We start from the raw sequence: 15,194 nt of genomic DNA on the forward strand, positions 1-15,194 counted from the left end.
CATGCTTGCTTCCGTACTCGCGGGTATCAGTATTCTCATGATCGGCGATAGCCATCTGAGCGAGCCGGGTTACCTCATCGACACCTTGCAGGACCAGCTGGTCGCGGCCGGCGCGCACGTGCACACCTATGGCGTGTGCGGCAGCACACCGGGCGACTGGGTGAAGTCGGTGGCGGGTACGTGCGGCGGCGCGCAGCGCACCGACAAGGCGCCGCTCGTCGTCGATCACAGCGCGAAGACGCAGCCGATCGATCAGTTGATCGCCGCGAACAAGGCGAATCTGGTGATCATCGTCGAAGGCGACACCATCGGCGGATACGGCAAGGACGACTTCCCGAAGGCCTGGGCCTGGCAGCAGGTCACGGCGCTCACGCAGAGCCTCGCGGCGAACAAGACGGCCTGCGTGTGGGTCGGCCCGGTGTGGGGCACCGAAGGCGGCAAGTATCAGAAGACCTTCACGCGCGTGAAGCAACTTTCGTCGTTCCTCGCGAACAATGTGGCGCCGTGCCAGTACATCGATTCGCTGACGTTTTCGAAGCCGGGCGAATGGGCGACCGTCGACGGCCAGCATTTGACGACCAACGGCTACAAGCTGTGGGGCACGGACATCATGAAGGCGCTGGTCAAACTGCCGAACGTGCCGAAAAAGTAAGCGCGCCGTTGCTGTGCGCGTGAGGGAACGCCGTTCCCGATCTTTCAAAATCGATGTCCGGCCAGGCCGGACCAGGAGTGTCGTGTGGCTGCTGCTGCATCCGTTTTGCTGGGCCTTTCCGTGCTCGTCATCGGCGAAAGCCATCTGACCTTGAACAACCACCTGCGCGAGCCGCTCGTGCAGAGCCTGCAGGCGCAAGGCGCCGCGCACGTGCATGTGGTGGGCGTGTGCGGCGCAAGCCCGGGGCGCTGGCTCAAGAGCACGCCCGGCGATTGCGGCGCGGACCAGGTCGATCAACGCCCGGCCACCGTGCTCGGCAAGGAAGCGCACACGACGCCCATCGCCGATCTAATTCACGCCGATAAACCCAATCTCGTGGTGGTCATCGAAGGCGACACCATGGGTTCGTACGACAAGCCGGCGTTTCCGAAAGCCTGGGCATGGCAGGAAGTCACCGGCCTGACCAAAGCCATCGCCGATACGCATACGGCCTGCGTCTGGGTCGGGCCGGGCTGGGGCAGCAATAGCGGCCAGTTCGCCAAGAGCGATGACCGCGTGCGCGAACTGTCGGCGTTTCTCGCCAACAATGTCGCGCCTTGCTCGTATATCGATTCGACCACCTTCGCCAAACCGGGCCAGTGGCAGACGCTCGACGGCGAACACTACACGCAGATGGGTTACGTGGCCTGGAGCAAGGCAATCGCCAATGCCATGCAGCACGCGCCCGCCGTTCAGGGATTGAAAAAGCCATGAAAAACCTTCTCTCGCGCTTTGGGTTGAGCGCGTTTGCGCTTGCGTTGCCGTTTGCTGCAACCTCCGCATTCGCCGCCGATATCCCGCTGTATCCGACCGGCCCAGCCGAGGATTCGTCCTTCGTGCGTTTCGTCGATGGCGGCACGCAAGCGGTTGCCGTGACCGCGACGGGCTCGAAAGCGCGCGTGGCGCTCGACGCCGCCAACCCGGCCAGCCACTTTTTCCCGATCGCGGCGGGCAAGCCGGTTTCCGGTACGCTGACGAGCGGCGGTGCGCATCAGGACGTCTCCGCCACGGTGCAGCCCGGCGAGTTCGTCAGCATCGTCGCGCTCGACGGCACGCATGCCGTGACCGTGCGCGAGAAGCCGGACGATTTCAACGCGCTCAAGGCGTCGGTTGCGCTCTATAACCTCGACGCGCGCTGCGCAGCGCCCACGCTGAAAGTGCCGGGCCGCGACGTCACGCTGCTCGAAGGCGTGGCCGTGGGGCAGGGCAAGCGCCGCCAGGTGAATCCGGTGGCCTTGTCGGTGCAACTGCAGTGCGGCGGCAAGACCGTGGGCCAGCCGCTGAGCCTGGGCACGCTGGTGGCGGGCCAGCGTTATACGGTGTTTCTCGTGCCGGCCGGCGCGCAATCGCGCATCTTCTTCGCCAACGACGCGGTGAGCCACTGAGCGAAATCGTTTCGTATTGCTGACGATGGCGTGTTCCGCGCAAGCGCATCACGCCCGCGGCTTTTTTCAACCGAGCTTGAACTGAGCTTCGACTGAGACCGATGCATGGTTTTTGCGTCCCTCGAATTCCTGACGCTTTTTCTACCGGCCTTTCTCGCGATCTACGTCGCGTCGCCCGCGCGCTGGCGCAATGGCGTGCTGCTGTTTTGCAGCTGGTTTTTCTATGGCTGGTGGAGCCCGGTTTTCCTGCTGCTGTTTATTGCGCTGACGTTCTGGGGCTGGCTGGGCGGCGTCGTCATCGACCGCGCGCAGAGCCCGCGTGCGCGCGGCCGCTGGCTGGCGCTGTTCATCGTCGTGAACGTGCTGGTGCTGTGCTGGTACAAGTACGCGAATATCGTCGTCGATAGCCTCGATCACGTGCTGGCGCTCGGCCACGCCGGGCCGATTCCCTGGCAGCATGTCGTGCTGCCGATCGGGCTGTCGTTTATCGTGCTGCAGTCGATTTCGTATCTGATCGACGTGCAGCGCGGCACCGTGCCCGCCGATCACAGCATGATCCGCTACGGCGCCTATCAGGGAATGTTCGTACACCTGATCGCCGGGCCGATCATTCGCTACGCTTGGGTCAAACGCGAACTGGTTTCGCGCACGGTCGACTGGGACGGCTTCAGCGCAGGCGCGCGCCGCCTGATGATCGGCATGAGCATGAAGGTGCTGGTGGCCGATACGCTGTCGCCCATCGTCGATGCCGCTTTCTCGCTGCACATGCCCACGCTCGCCGACGCCTGGCTCGGCTGCGGGTTCTACACGCTGCAACTGTTCTTCGATTTCGCAGGTTATAGCGCGATGGCGATCGGCCTCGGCCAGATGCTGGGCTTTCGCTTTCCCGAGAACTTCAATCATCCGTATCTGGCAAACAGCATTCAGGACTTCTGGCGGCGCTGGCATCTGTCGCTCTCGAGCTGGATTCGCGATTACCTGTATATCCCGCTGGGCGGCAATCGCAAAGGCGAGTGGCGCACCTGCTGCAACCTGCTGCTGACGATGGCGATTGCGGGCCTCTGGCACGGCGGCGATAGCTGGAACTTCCTGCTGTGGGGCACCGCGCATGGCGTGGCACTGATTGTGGCGCGTCTGTGGCGGCGCTTCGGCCTGCCTGCGGTGCCGCTCGCGCTATCGCATCTGTTGACGCTGGTTTTCGTGATGCTTGCCTGGACGCTGTTTCGCGCGCAGGGCTTTCATGCGGCGATGGCGATGTATCGCGGACAGTTCGGCTTGAACGGCATCGGCTTGAGCGACGCCATGATCGTGCTGTTGCGGCCGGTGCATGCGCTGGCGGCGGCGCTGGGTATCGTCTGCGTGCTGCTGCCGATCGGGCAGGCGTGGTGGGACCGGCTGCGGGGCACGACGGCGCTGCGCTGGTGGCAGGCGCTCTGGCCGCTCGCGGGCTTTCTGCTGTCGTTTGGCCTGATCGTCGCGCGCGGCGCGGTGCCTTTCCTTTACTTCCAGTTCTGACGCCATGGAAGATCCCAAGCCACTGCCCCAAATGCCGGCCACGCGCGCGGGCAAGATCGTTGCCGTCACGTTGATGGTGCTGTTATTCGTCGGCCTGTTCTGCAATCTGCGCTTCGCGGCGACGGCGGAATCGCTGTTGCCGCATGCGGTGACGCGCGCCGGCCTGCTCGACGGCACGGTATCGAAAGCGCTTGCAAGCCGCATGGCCGATACGCCCATCGCCGCCGATTCCGCGCGTGTGCAACGCGCGCTGGGCTGGCTGACGCTCGGCGATCTGGGGCCGCGCGTGCGGCAAGGTTGCCCGGGCTGGCTGTTTCTGCGCGACGAACTGAATGTGTACGCCGATGGCGAAAACCATCTCGCCACGCGCGCTGCGACGGTTGCCGCCGTGCAGCGGGAACTGGCGAGCCACGGGATCGCGCTGCTGGTTGCCGTGGTGCCCGACAAATCGCGTATCGAGCCGCAGCATCTGTGCAGTCTTTATCGGCCGGTTTCCTTGAATGGGCGGCTGGCGGATTGGGTGTCGCGTCTGGAGGCGCAGCGCGTGCCGGTGGTTGATCTGGGCAATGCGTTGCGTAGCGTGCAAGGCGATGCGTTTTTCCGCACCGATACGCACTGGACCCAGGACGGCGCGGGTGCCTCCGCGCAGGCCGTGGCGCAGCGTATTCGCGCGTTGGGCGTGACGCTGGGGGCGAGCAAGCCGGGGTATCGGGTCGAGCAGAAGCCGGCTGCGCTTCGGCATGGCGATCTGGTGCGGCTGGCGGGGCTGGAGGAATTGCCGATGTCGTGGCAGCCGCGCGCGGAAGTCGTGGCGAGCCGCGCCTATGTTCACGAGGCGCAAGCCGCTTCATCTGCCGACGATCTGTTCGGCGACGCCGATCTGCCGAATATCGCGGTGATCGGCACGTCGTATTCGACGACTTCGGATTTCGTGCCGCAACTGGCTTTGGCGCTGGGCACGGGGGTGGGGAATTTTGCGCGCGAAGGGGCGAAGTTTGGCGGCTCCGCGCGGGCGTATTTCGCGAGCGCCGCGTATAAGCAGACGCCGCCGAAATTGGTTGTCTGGGAACTCGATGAGCGCGATCTGCAGGCGCCGATCGAGGCGGAGGATGGAGTGGTGGTGGCGCGGTGAGGGGATAGAGCGCGGGCGATAGTAGGCCTCGAAAGCAGGCCTTCAATTGCGCTCACTTTGACCTCGGACAGCAATGCACGATTTGGCGAACGATCACCGCGCGGGCTCAGCAGCATCGCTCACCGCACTCGCCGCTGGATCGACGCTGACCTTCTGCGGATGACTGGCATCATGCAACTGTCCGGTCCATCCGCCACCCAGATCACCGATCAACGCAGCCGCGTCCAGCAATCTCGACTGCTCCACCGTCAACGCACTTTGTTGCGTGCTCAACTGAGTTGCCTGCGCTGTCGCAACCGTCGTGTAATCGACCGTGCCCGCCTGATATTCGTTCTGCGCGATCTGCGCGCCGCGGATCGCATCGCGTACCGCGGCATCCAGCGCATCGCTTTGCTGCGCCAGAATGCGCAGGCCCGAAAGATCGTTTTCCACGCTCTGGAACGCACTCAACACGGTGCCGCGATAATTCGCCACCGTCGCGTTATAGCTCGCCCGCGCCGCCGCGACTTCTGCGCTGCGTTCGCCGCCATCGAAGAGGGTTTCTGTTGCGCTCGCGCCCAGCGACCACACGTAATTGCTGATGTGCAGTAATCCCGCGAGCGGCGCCTGCGTAAAACCATCGAGCGCCGAAAGCGAAATCGTCGGGTAGTAGGCGGAAATCGCCACGCCGATAGCCGCGTTCGCCGATGCCATCTGCCGCTCCGCCGTGGCGATGTCGGGACGTCGTTGCAGCAGCGTCGAAGGCACACCCGCGGGAATCGCCGGCAGGATCGGCAACTTGCCGTTGTGGGGAATCGACATATCTTCGGGATTACGGCCGACCAGCACCGCAATCGCGTGCTCATATTGCGCACGCGAAACGCCCAGTGCGATCAGGCTTGCCTGGGCGTTCTCGAGTTGTGTGCGCGCGGTGATGAGGTCGGAGGGCGCGACGGTGCCCGCCGCATCCTGGTCGCTCACTACGCGCAGCGAGTTCTTATAGGCTTCGACGGTTTGCGTGAGCAGGTCGATATCGGCGTCGGTCACGCGCAGGTCGATAACGGCATTCGCCAAGGCAATCTGTTCGGATAGCTGAGCATTGGCAAGCGTGGCTTCGCTTGCCTGTGCCGTGGCCGATTGTTCCTCGATTTGGCGGCGCACCTGGCCCCAGAAGTCAATCGTCCAGCTCACGTTCGCTTCCAGCGAGCCCGAATTGACAATACGCGCACCGCCGCTGCTGAGGGAGCTGGTCGTGCTGGTGGAGGAGCGCTCGCGCGTCGCCGATCCGGTCACGCCCAGCGTTGGGAACAGGCTCGCGCGCGCCACGCGCACTTCGGCCAGCGCTTCCTGATAGTTCGCATAGCTCTGCGCCACGGTCTGGTTCGAGACCGCCACCAGGGGTTCGAGTTCGTCGAGCAGCGGGTCCTGGAACGCGGTCCACCATTCGCCTTTGGGGCCTTCGGCGGCGGATGGATCGGCCTGGGTCCAGCCCGGCAGTTCTTTCCACTGCGCAGGCACGTTGACTTGCGGACGATGATAGTCCGGGCCAACCATGCAACCGCTCATCAGCAGCGTGAGGCTCAATGGCAGCAGACGAAGCGGGCGCAAGGCAGACCGTGCTTCCATGGATATATCAGAATCGAAAGGATGAATCTTCATGATGCACTCTCATCGGCCTGGCGGTTCCAGGGCAGGCGTGCGGCCCAACGGGCGAGGCGGGCGCGCAGGCGGTCGAGGAACAGATAAATCACGGGCGTGGTGTACAACGTAAAGACCTGGCTCAGGATCAGGCCGCCCATCACGGTCACGCCAAGCGGTTGGCGTAACGACGCACCCTGACCAATACCGATTGCCAGCGGCACCGCGCCCAGCACCGCGGCAAACGTCGTCATCATGATCGGGCGCAGACGCACCACGGCGGCTTCGTGAATCGCATCGCGCGCGTTGCGGCCCTCTTTACGCTGCAATTGAATGGCGACGTCCACCATCATGATGCCGTTCTTCTTGACGATACCGATCAGCAGAATGATGCCGATCATCGCGATCACCGAAAACGGCGTGCCGAAGATCAGCATCGCCAGCGTCGCGCCAATGCCCGCCGAAGGCAGCGTCGAAAGAATCGTGAGCGGGTGAATCGTATTTTCATAGAGTACGCCCAGCACGATGTACACCACGACCAGCGCCGCGAGAATCAGCAGCGGCACCGTGCCCATCGATTGCGCATAAGCCTGGGCCGCGCCCGCGAACGCACCGTGAATCGACGCAGGCATGCCGATATCGCGTTGCGCTTTGGCGATGATGTCGCCGGCTTCCGAAAGCGAGCCGCCTTGTGGCAGATTGAACGAGATCGTGCCCGCGACTTCGCCGCTCTGGTGATTGACCTGGGTGGCGGTGTGGCCGGTGGTCCAGTTCATCAGCGCGGTGACGGGCACCATGGTTTCGGCAGCGGTACTGTCCGCGCTGCCGCTCGAACTGCCGCCCTTGCTGTTGGCAATCGCGTTGTTCTGCTGGTTGGCCACGGCGTTCGCATTGCGCGAATTCGTGCTGCTCGTACTGCTGGTCGTGGTGCTTTCGGCGGTGTAGGCGGTCACGCCCGAGACCGTGCTGCTAGACATCTGCGTGGACGCCGATCCGCTTGCATTACCCGCCGCCGTACTTAACCAGATATGGTTGAACGACTGCGGATACTGCCAGTATTGCGGTGCGACTTCCATCACCACGAAGTACTGGTTGATCGGGTTATAGATCGTCGATACCGTGCGCTGGCCGAATGCATCGTAGAGCACGCTGTCCACCTGATTCGGATCGAAACCATAGCGTTTGGCCGTCGCGCGATTCACAGTCACATAGGCCTGCAGGCCGTTCTGTTGCAGGTCGGAATTGACGTCGGTGAGCGTGCTGCGATATTTATTCAGTTCGGCAATAAGCTTTGGTGTCCAGAGGAATAGTGCGTCGGCGTCGTCGCTGGTGAGCGTGTATTGATACTCGGCCGCCGATTGCCGCCCGCCAATCTGCAAGTCCTGTTGGGCCTGCAAAAAGAGCCGTGCGCCCGACACCGCATTGAGTTTGGGCCGCAAGCGGTTGACTACTTCGGTAGCCGAAAGCTTGCGCTGCGCAAGCGGTTTCAATTCGATAAAGACATTAGCCGTATTGAGCGCGCGTCCGCCCGTGAAACCCGCAACTGAGGCCACGGCAGGATCTTTCTCCACGATGTCCTGCAACTGGGCGAGTTTCTTCTCCATCGCCGTAAAGGAAATGCTCTGGTCCGCAATGATCTGGCCGATCAGAATGCCCGTGTCCTGCTCGGGAAAGAAGGTGCCAGACAGCAGGCGCGCGAGAAACACATTGCCAATCAGTAGCGCGAATAGCAGCACGATCACGAGTAGTGCGTGATCGAGCACCGCGTCGAGTGTGCTCGAATAAAACTGTTTGAAGCGCTCGAACTGCGCGTCGATCCACACGGCCACGCGCGACGGTTCGCGTTTTTCGCTTTCGCGTTTGAGTACGTACGCGCACATCGCGGGCGTGACAGTCAGCGAGACGATCAGCGAGATGATGATCGCGATGGAAAGCGTCATCGCGAACTCATGGAACAGCAGGCCGACGATGCCTGGCATCAGCAGGATCGGCAGAAATACGGCGATCAGCGAAAGGCTCATCGAAAGCACGGTGAAGCCGACTTCGCCCGCGCCGCGCAATGCCGCCTCTTTGGGATCGAGCCCGGCTTCCATGTGGCGCACGATGTTTTCCAGCACCACCACGGCATCGTCCACCACGAAGCCGGTGCCGATCGTGAGCGCCATCAGCGAAAGCGAATCGATACTGTAGCCAAGCAGGTACATCGGCCCGAAGGTGCCGATGATGGAAAGCGGCAGCGCCACGGCGGGAATCAGCGTTGCGCGCGGCGACAGCAGGAACACGAACACCACGCCGATCACCAGCAGCACGGCGATAAAGAGCGTGCGTTCGGTATCGGCCACCGATGCGCGCACCGATTCCGATCGGTCGACGGCTACGTGCACCTTGATTGTCGCGGGCAGGGCGGCTTCGATATTGGGCAGGCGCGCCTGAATCTGCTGCACGGTCTTTACGACATTGCTGCCCGGCATCGGATAGACAATCACCAGCACTGCGGATTTGCCGTTATAAAGGCCCGCATTGCGGATGTTTTCGTTCGAGTCGCGCACCGTGCCAACGTCGCGCAGATACACCGGTGAGCCGTCGCGATACGCAATCACGACATCGCGATAGGGCGCGGCCGTGCTGATCTGGTCATTCGAGGTGACGACGAAGCGCTGATCGCCCTGATCGAGATGGCCTTTAGCGCTGTTCGCGTTCGCTGCGCTGATCGCCGCGCGCACGTCCTCCAGACCGATGCCGTAGCTATTGAGTTTGCCCGGCTGCAGTTCCACGCGCACCGAAGGCAGCGCGCCGCCGCCCAGCGTGATCTGGCCCACGCCGTCCACCTGCGAAAGCTGCTGCATGATCACCGAATCGGCGGAATCGTAGAGCTGGGCTTTCGTGAGCGTGTCCGAGGTCAGCGCGAGCACCATGATCGGCGCGCTTGCGGGGTTGTACTGGCGGTACGTCGGGTTGCTGCGCAGCGTCGTGGGCAAGTCTGCGCGCGCGGCCTGGATGGCCGCCTCCACGTCGCGCGCGGCGCCGTTGATGTCGCGGTTCAGGCCGAACACGATCACGATCAGCGACGACCCCACGTTGTTGATCGAAGTGAGCTGGCTGACATCGGCGATGGTGCCCAGGCGCCGCTCCAGCGGCTCGGCCACGGTCGAGGCCATGGTCTCGGGGCTCGCGCCCGCCATATTGGCCTGCACCACGATCACCGGATAGGCGATGTTGGGCAGCGGCGCGACCGGCAAGCGGAAAAACGCCAGCGCGCCAGCGAGCAGGATCGCGATAGCCAGCAGCGAAGTGGCGACCGGCCGGCGGATGAAGAGCGCCGAGAGGTTCACGGCGTACCCTCGGGCGCGGGCGTGCGCGGAGGTGGGTTCGGGCCGCCCGGTTCGCCCGGGCCGTTGCTACCGTCCACATCGCCATCGTCTTCAGGCTGGCGCTTGCGGCCAAAGCGAATCGCCAGGCGGTCGAAGAACAGATAGATCACGGGCGTGGTGAACAGCGTGAGCATCTGCGAAAGCGTGAGCCCGCCGATAATCGCCAGACCCAGCGGGCGGCGCAATTCCGAACCCGTGCCGCTGCCTAGCAGCATCGGCAGTGCGCCGAGCATGGCCGCGAGCGTGGTCATCAGGATCGGACGGAAGCGCAGCAGCGAGGCCTCGAAAATCGCTTCGCGCGGCGGCTTGCCATGCACGCGTTCGGCTTCGAGCGCGAAGTCCACCATCATGATTGCGTTCTTCTTGACGATGCCGATCAGCAGCACGATGCCGATAATGCCGATCACGTCCAGGTCCTTACCCGCGATCATCAGCGCCAGCAGCGCGCCAATGCCCGCCGAAGGCAGCGTCGAAAGAATCGTTACCGGATGCACGTAGCTCTCGTAGAGCACGCCCAGCACGATATAAACGGCCACTAGCGCGGCGATCAGCAGATAGACTTCGGAGGAGAGCGAATCTTCGAATGCCTGCGCCGCGCCCTGGAACGACGAGGTAATCGACGGCGGCAGCTTCACGTCGGCCTCGGCTTTGCGGACGTCGCGCACGGCGGAGGAAAGCGACGCCCCATCGGCGAGATTGAACGAGATCGTCACCGAGGGGAATTGCGCGAGGTGGCTGATGCTCAGCGGCGAGCGCGTGATGTTGATCGTCGCGATGCCCTTGAGTGGCACCTGGCCTGAACTCGCGGTCTGGCTCGGCAGATAGATATCGCCGATCGAATCGACCGTGGGCAAGGACTCGGGTTTGGCCACGAGAATCACGCGGTATTGATCCGACTGCTGGAAGATGGTCGAAACAATGCGCTGGCCCAGTGCGTCGTAAAGCGCGTTGTCGATGGTCGCGGCGGTGATGCCGTAACGCGCCGCGAGCTGGCGATTCACCTGCACATTGACGGAAAGACCGTCGGTGTTCAGGTCGCTCGTGACGTCGGCAATCGACGGAATCTGCTTCATCTTCGCAATCAGCGCGGGCACGTATTGATTGAACGCTTCCTGATTCGGGCCGCGCAGCACGAAGTTGTATTGATTCGGCGAAACCGTGGTGTCCAGCGTCAGATCCTGCTCCGGTTGCAGATAAAGCCGGATGCCCGCCACCTTCGAAACCGACTGCTGAATGCGTCGCGCGATTTCCTCGGCGCTTTCGGAGCGGTCGTCGTGCGGCTTCAGGTTGATCAGGAAGCGGCCGTTATTGAGCGTGTTATTGATGCCGTCGATGCCCACGTAAGAGGTGAGCGAAACCACATCGGGGTCCTTAAGGATTTCCTCTGCGAGTGCGGATTGCCGGCGCACCATCGCCTGATACGATACGGAGTTGTCCGCCACGCTGATCGCCTGGATCACGCCCACGTCTTGCACGGGGAAGAGGCCCTTGGGAATGATCACGTACAGCAGTCCCGTGAGCGCGACGGTCACGATGAACACGATCAGCGTGAGCGTCTGATGATCGAGCACCCAGCGCAGACCGCGTTCGTAGGCGTTGAGCGTCTTGTCGAACAGGCCTTCGCTGATACGCTCGAAGCGGCTCGGGTGGCGCTCAGCCTGGGCGCGCAGAATGCGCGCACACATCATCGGCACGACGGTGAGCGAAACCACGGCGGAAAGCACGATGGTCACCGCGAGCGTGACGGCGAATTCGCTGAAGAGCCGGCCGATCACGCCGCCCATGAAGAGCAGCGGAATCAGCACGGCAATCAGCGAAATCGTCAGCGAGAGAATCGTGAAGCCGATTTGTCCCGCGCCTTTTAGCGCTGCCTGCAAGGGTTTTTCGCCTTCTTCCAGATAACGCACGACGTTTTCGATCATCACGATCGAGTCGTCCACCACGAAGCCCGTGGCGATGATGAGCGCCATGAGCGAGAGGTTGTCGATGGAATAGCCGAGTTCGTACATCATCGCCAGCGTGCCGACCAGCGAGACCGGCACGGAAATACTCGGGATGATCGTGGCGGGCAGGTTGCGCAGGAACACGAAAATCACAGCCACCACCAGCGCGACGGCGAGCACGAGTTCGAACGCGGCATCGTGCACCGACGCCTGAATCACGCCGACGCTGTTCGACACCACGGTGACCTTCATGCCGGCCGGCAGCGTCGCTTCGAGTTGCGGCAACTCGCGCATGATCTGGTTGACCGTGGCGATCACGTTTGCACCCGGCTGGCGCTGCACGTTGAGCACGATCGCGGGCTGCTTGTTGTACCAGGCGCCGCGCTCGACGTCCTGAGCCGCCGTGGATACGCGCGCGACGTCGCGCATGAAAACCGGCGAGCCGTTCTGATACGCGATAACCGTATCTTCGTAATCCTTGGGATCGGAAATCTGGTCGTTGGAATTGATCGTGTAGTCGAGTTCGGGGCCGTCGAAATTGCCCTTTGGCGCGCTCACGTTCACATTGGCAAGCAGCGTGCGCAGATCGTCGAGATTCAGGCCATAGGCCGCGAGCTTTTGCGGATCGGCTTCCACGCGCACCGCAGGCACGTTGCCGCCCGCCGTACTCACGAGACCCACGCCCGGTACTTCGGAAATCTTGGTGGCGAGGCGGTTGTTGGCCGCGTCCTGCAACTGCGTGAGCGACATCGATTTCGATGTGACCGCGAGTGTGAGGATCGGCTGGTCAGCGGGATTCACCTTGGCGTAGGTGGGCGGCGCGGGCAGGCCGCTCGGCAGAAAGCTATTGGCGGCGTTGATGGACTGCTGCACGTTCTGCTCGGCCACGTCCAGGTTGAGCGAGAGGTCGAATTGCAGCGTGATGACCGAAGCGCCCTCGGAGCTATACGAAACCATCTGCTGCAGGCCCGGAATCTCGCCAAGCTGCACTTCGAGCGGCGCGGTCACCGTGGTGGCCATGACGCTCGGGCTTGCGCCAGGGTAGAAGGTCTGCACCTGGATCGTCGGGTAATCGACGGCGGGCAGCGACGACACGGGCAGGAACTTCATTGCCACGAGACCGACCAGCACCATCGCGATCATCAGTAACGATGTCGCGACGGGCCGCAGAATGAAAATACGCGAGATATTCATCGGCGCTCAGGCGTGGGTCAGGAGGCCTGGGAGGCGGCGGACGCGCCCGACGCAGCGGGCGGCGCGGAGACCGCGCGTGCGTGCGAGGCGTTGCCCATGCGCGCCGCGCTCGCGCCGGAGGCGGCCGCGGGCTTGCCGTTCGAGGGCTGGATTTTGGTGCCGTCGTTGAGACGGTCGAGGCCGTCGGTCACCACGCGCTGGCCGGCGCTCAGGCCCGCTGTGATAACGGTGTGCTGCCCGTCGCCCGGGCCGAGCGTGACCTTATGGACCGACACGGTGTTGTCGGCGTTGACGAGGTACACATAGTCGCCTGGCGCGCCCGACTGTACGGCGGGCGTGGGCACGAGCACGGCGTTCTGCAAGGTGTCCACCAGCAGCCGCACGTTGACGAATTCGTTGGGGAAGAGGGCTTCGTCGTCGTTAGGGACGCTCGCGCGCAGCGTGACCGTGCCGGTGGCGGTCGCCATCTGGTTGCTGATCGCGTAGAGCGTGCCGGTGGCAAGCTGTTTCGTGTTCTCGCTGTTGAAGATCGTGATCGGCAGTTTTGCGCCAGCATTGACGCGTTGCAGCACGTCGGACAGCGAATTCTGCGGCACGGTGAATTGCACGGTGGTGGGTTTCATCGTCGTGATCACGGCGATGCCCGTGGAACTGGAGGCCGTCACGTAATTGCCCGGATCGACGAGGCGCAGACCCACGCGGCCGGAAACCGGCGCGGTGATATGGCAATAGATCAGGTCGAGTTCGTATTGCTTGATGCTGGCGAGATCGGATTTCACCGCCGCTTCGTCCTGGGCGACGAGGAACTTCTGGTCGCTATAGGTTTGTTCGGCGATCGACTTCTTTTCGTTGAGTTGCGTATAGCGTTCGAGATCGGCGCGTGCCTGCGCGAGCGAGGCGCGGTCTTTCGCGAGTTGCGCTTCGGCCTGCTCCTTGCTGATCTCGTACTGGCGCGGATCGATCTGCGCGAGAAACTGGCCTTTGACGACGTCCTGGCCTTCGCGATAACCGACTTCGGTGAGATAGCCGCTCAGTTGCGGCAGCACGGTTACCGTGGCGACGGGCGTGACCGTGCCCAGCGCATCGAGCGTGACGGGCATCGAGCCGAGTGTCGCGGGCGCGACCGACACCACTTGCGGCGCTGCACCACGCGCGGGTTTCTTGCCGTGCAGCACGTGGAAAACCACAGCGGCGATCAACGCCACCATGATCAGCACGAACACGAGCAAGCCTGTGCGGCGCTTGCGCGGCGGCGTGGGGGCAGCAGGCGGTGTAGGCGTGGAAGGCGTCGGGGGAGGAATGGCGGTGCCAGACGTTGCGGCCGGGCGGTTGGGCGTATCGCTCATGCCAGTCTCCCGAGGCCGCCGACGAAGCGGAGCTTGGCCGCGCGTTGGGCGGCATGCGGCGCATGCAGATGCCAGCCAGTGCCGTGGGGGGCGCGCAGCAGACGGGCCGCGCAGGCGCCGTGCCGGTTGTCGTCGGTTCGCATACGGATATCTCTTGGTTGTTGTGTTCAGCCACCCGATTCCGGCGCGCACGCCAGATTGCAAAGGCCTGAGACCTGCAGTCTAACCAACTCGAGCGCTAATTTCGAAACGTTGGTTAATTGAAAGGTTTTGGCGTATTACAAGCGTCGTTATAGGCGCTAATTTGTCGATTCGATGCATCGTAGATGGCGCGATCCCTGCCGGTGCTGAATGACAACTTTTCTCATCTAAAGCGTTGCGTGAAATAGCTTGTAAGGATTTCCAATTGCTGCACGTAGCTCGCGGCATCACGCGCGTGCGTGATCGCTATGCTCTTGTCCTATTTGTCAGTAATGCGTCGTCTGGGAAGGAGACAGGATCATGTCAAAAGAATCTTCATTTATTCCGCATCGGCTTAGGCGCCCGATGCTGGGACTCGCGCTCGTGCTCGCCATGTCGCTGCAGGGGTGCTCGACGACGCTTGGAAACCTCGCGCTGGGCGCGGGCTTTGGCGTAGTGGGCACGGTGTCGGCGCTGGGCTGTCTGCTGGCCTGCCATGATCCCGGTCCGGGCTGGTAAACAACGCTGCGATTTCATGCAGCCTGTGCTGCTGCGTTTGTCATATTCATCGATGAAACTAGAGGGTTAAGGGCACGTCGTAACGCACGGTAATCGTGCTGTGCCCGCGGAGCTAAGGTTCTCTTCAGGCTGCATCCGTACGCTGTAGCGCCAGAAGGCCGTTGTCTGTTGTAACGCATGGTCTTAATGGAAAGTGGATTGCATGCGGATTGAAACGCGTCTGGAAGATTTCGCTGCGGCTGTCCGAACTGGAACCCACCTTTAGGCGTAAGTCCGCGCATTGTCGCGGCAGTATCGACGA

At 62.8% G+C, this 15,194-nt stretch carries 10 protein-coding genes; 6 read left to right on the plus strand and 4 right to left on the minus strand.

Annotated elements, in window-relative coordinates; translation table 11 throughout:
- Position 1: 1 nt before the first annotated feature.
- The 5 genes from U5A67_RS24125 to U5A67_RS24145 all read left to right on the plus strand — a co-directional run bounded on the left by U5A67_RS24125 (position 2) and on the right by U5A67_RS24145 (position 4,723).
- A complete protein-coding gene (locus U5A67_RS24125; RefSeq protein WP_321816165.1) occupies positions 2-652 on the plus strand; it encodes an SGNH/GDSL hydrolase family protein in 651 nt (216 codons plus the stop codon).
- Between the two features lie 84 nt (positions 653-736).
- Positions 737-1,405: an SGNH/GDSL hydrolase family protein gene (locus tag U5A67_RS24130; protein ID WP_321816166.1), complete on the plus strand. Its 669-nt coding sequence runs from the start codon at positions 737-739 to the stop codon at positions 1,403-1,405.
- Positions 1,402-2,076: an alginate O-acetyltransferase AlgF gene (locus U5A67_RS24135; RefSeq protein ID WP_321816167.1), complete on the plus strand. Its 675-nt coding sequence runs from the start codon at positions 1,402-1,404 to the stop codon at positions 2,074-2,076. Before U5A67_RS24130 ends, U5A67_RS24135 begins: the two co-directional genes overlap by 4 nt.
- Positions 2,077-2,181: 105 nt before the next feature.
- On the plus strand, positions 2,182-3,591 hold the full coding sequence (locus U5A67_RS24140) for an MBOAT family protein (protein ID WP_321816168.1): 1,410 nt from the start codon (positions 2,182-2,184) through the stop codon (positions 3,589-3,591).
- A gap of 4 nt (positions 3,592-3,595) precedes the next feature.
- Positions 3,596-4,723, plus strand: coding sequence for an alginate O-acetyltransferase AlgX-related protein (locus U5A67_RS24145; RefSeq protein WP_321816169.1), 1,128 nt, complete (start codon positions 3,596-3,598; stop codon positions 4,721-4,723).
- Positions 4,724-4,816: 93 nt separating this feature from the next.
- On the opposite strand, the gene U5A67_RS24150 is transcribed toward U5A67_RS24145, so the two are convergent.
- The 4 genes from U5A67_RS24150 to U5A67_RS24165 are packed head-to-tail and all read right to left on the minus strand — an operon-like array spanning position 4,817 to position 14,194.
- On the minus strand, positions 4,817-6,328 hold the full coding sequence (locus U5A67_RS24150; RefSeq protein WP_321816170.1) for an efflux transporter outer membrane subunit: 1,512 nt from the start codon (positions 6,326-6,328) through the stop codon (positions 4,817-4,819).
- Between the two features lie 29 nt (positions 6,329-6,357).
- Entirely contained in the window at positions 6,358-9,672 is a 3,315-nt protein-coding gene (locus U5A67_RS24155; protein WP_321816171.1) for an efflux RND transporter permease subunit, read from the minus strand.
- Positions 9,669-12,848: an efflux RND transporter permease subunit gene (locus U5A67_RS24160; protein ID WP_321816172.1), complete on the minus strand. Its 3,180-nt coding sequence runs from the start codon at positions 12,846-12,848 to the stop codon at positions 9,669-9,671. The genes U5A67_RS24155 and U5A67_RS24160 overlap by 4 nt, the downstream gene beginning before the upstream one ends.
- A gap of 17 nt (positions 12,849-12,865) precedes the next feature.
- Complete coding sequence (locus tag U5A67_RS24165; protein WP_321816173.1) at positions 12,866-14,194, minus strand: efflux RND transporter periplasmic adaptor subunit; 1,329 nt, start codon at positions 14,192-14,194, stop codon at positions 12,866-12,868.
- A gap of 501 nt (positions 14,195-14,695) precedes the next feature.
- On the opposite strand from U5A67_RS24165, the gene U5A67_RS24170 reads away from it, so the two are divergent.
- The gene (locus U5A67_RS24170; RefSeq protein ID WP_205985699.1) at positions 14,696-14,893 is read left to right on the plus strand and encodes a hypothetical protein; all 198 of its coding nucleotides are present in this window, start codon (positions 14,696-14,698) and stop codon (positions 14,891-14,893) included.
- The last annotated feature ends 301 nt before the right edge of the window (positions 14,894-15,194 follow it).

This window comes from Paraburkholderia sp. J69-1, assembly GCF_905220255.1.
Lineage (GTDB): Bacteria > Pseudomonadota > Gammaproteobacteria > Burkholderiales > Burkholderiaceae > Paraburkholderia.

Coding starts and splice junctions, on each gene's coding strand:
- U5A67_RS24165 (WP_321816173.1), bottom strand. CDS start 14,194: ATGAGCGATACGCCCAACCGCCCGGCCGCAACGTCTGGCACCGCCATT.
- U5A67_RS24145 (WP_321816169.1), top strand. CDS start 3,596: ATGGAAGATCCCAAGCCACTGCCCCAAATGCCGGCCACGCGCGCGGGC.
- U5A67_RS24160 (WP_321816172.1), bottom strand. CDS start 12,848: ATGAATATCTCGCGTATTTTCATTCTGCGGCCCGTCGCGACATCGTTA.
- U5A67_RS24140 (WP_321816168.1), top strand. CDS start 2,182: ATGGTTTTTGCGTCCCTCGAATTCCTGACGCTTTTTCTACCGGCCTTT.
- U5A67_RS24170 (WP_205985699.1), top strand. CDS start 14,696: ATGTCAAAAGAATCTTCATTTATTCCGCATCGGCTTAGGCGCCCGATG.
- U5A67_RS24125 (WP_321816165.1), top strand. CDS start 2: ATGCTTGCTTCCGTACTCGCGGGTATCAGTATTCTCATGATCGGCGAT.
- U5A67_RS24150 (WP_321816170.1), bottom strand. CDS start 6,328: ATGGAAGCACGGTCTGCCTTGCGCCCGCTTCGTCTGCTGCCATTGAGC.
- U5A67_RS24135 (WP_321816167.1), top strand. CDS start 1,402: ATGAAAAACCTTCTCTCGCGCTTTGGGTTGAGCGCGTTTGCGCTTGCG.